We start from the raw sequence: 1,529 nt of genomic DNA on the forward strand, positions 1-1,529 counted from the left end.
TGATTTGTTCTAATTGCTCATACAGTTGTGGGTGTAGCACAACATCTAGCGTGGCTAACGTCTTTTCAAGAGTCGCCTGAATCTCAAATAACGCCTTTCGCATTAATTCCGTATCTTTTGCCCATGTTGCAATATATCCTAATGAAAAATGGCTCGTATCAAAGCCTAAATATGCCATTGTCGCACAGGCAATCGATTCTGCTTGCGCCTCCTTATGGGCACGTGTTGCTTCACGATAATCACCACTACGCCCGTGCAGCTGTGCATGGGCGAATTCATGAATAAGCGTACTTAATTTTGCAACTGGATTAGTTTCACTCGCATTAATGATAATTTCGTTGGTCGATGGTACAAAGTAACCTCGTCCTTCCTCATGAATCGAATACGTCTTCTCTGCAACGTGCAATTGCTTAAATTGATTTAAATAATTTTTAAATTGATCATATAGCCTCTGGGCGTCCTCATCCGTTTGAAATCGTTCGTTTACAAAATCTCTTGTCGTTTTAAGTGGCTCTCCTGCTGTTTGTGCGATGTCAAACACTGTTACCCATTTATAGCGAACTAAGACGTTCTCCAGCTTGAGTTCGCCGTTTTCATAAACAGGTTGCTTTGTTTTCGGGTCGAGTACTGGCTGCTGTTCAAAAATAGGAGCACGAATTTGAATGCCCTTCTCCCCTTTTTGCACATAACGCTCATGCTTTTTCCACGCTTGAAAGCCAGCGACATAAGTAGCTTTCGGATTTTGCATAAAAATGAGAATTTGGTTATCTACCGAATACTGGCGCATACTTGCCATGAAAGTTAAGTACCGCTTGAATTCAGTTTGGTTCGCAAATTGCGTCAGCTGTTCTTCAAGCCTTGTCGTAAGCTCTTTTGTACGTTCCTCATATGAGTTAGGTCGCAAGGGCATTACGCCTCACCTCGCTTTTGATATAAAGGTACATAACGCTGTTCGTTTTCAAATGGCACTTCTAAATACGCAACAATGTCATATGAAAGCAAATCCGGTACTTCTACAATCGTCAGTAAATCACGCTTATCACGGTAAATCGGCTTATCGCTAAACTCAACTTCTTCACGTCGATACATTTCTCCAACCTCCTTCTTTATTTCAAAAGTAGAAATTTCTACTTTTGAAAGGTATATATTTCTACTTATGTTTTTTGTACTTATGTTCTATTTATTCACTTTCAAAACTATATTCTATTTGTTAAATTAAAATTAAGGAGGTGCTTTATGCACTTAGATAAACATATTAAAGACTTTTTTCACCTAGTAAAAATACAGCAAATTGAGATTTACAATGAATTTTCTTTGCAACACGAATTAGGCGTATATTTGCGTAATCATCTTGATTCTACTTTTAAAATTCAATTCGAAAGAAATATTCGTTTCTTTGGGATTCAAGAAAAGTTAATTAAAAAAGAATTGGATATAGCAATCTATAATTCACAAACAAATGAAAAATATGCTATCGAACTTAAATTCCCCAAAAATGGGCAGCATCCTGAATCAATGTTTAGTTTTTC

Annotated in this window: 2 protein-coding genes and 1 pseudogene; 1 reads left to right on the forward strand and 2 read right to left on the reverse strand. The window is 37.3% G+C overall.

What is annotated here, in order from left to right; all coding sequences use genetic code 11:
• Positions 1-910, reverse strand: a 910-nt coding sequence (locus QI30_RS19210) for an ArdC family protein (RefSeq protein ID WP_126992103.1), incomplete at its 3' end; no start/stop codon positions are given.
• On the reverse strand, positions 910-1,089 hold the full coding sequence (locus QI30_RS19215) for a hypothetical protein (RefSeq protein ID WP_126992091.1): 180 nt from the start codon (positions 1,087-1,089) through the stop codon (positions 910-912). The genes QI30_RS19215 and QI30_RS19210, both read right to left, overlap by 1 nt.
• 147 nt (positions 1,090-1,236) lie before the next feature.
• Between QI30_RS19215 and QI30_RS19220 the strand changes: the two are divergent.
• Positions 1,237-1,529, forward strand: a pseudogene (locus tag QI30_RS19220) (hypothetical protein); the annotation flags it as partial.

This window comes from Candidatus Kurthia intestinigallinarum (genome assembly GCF_003991225.1).
Taxonomy (GTDB): Bacteria; Bacillota; Bacilli; order Bacillales_A; family Planococcaceae; genus Kurthia; species Kurthia populi.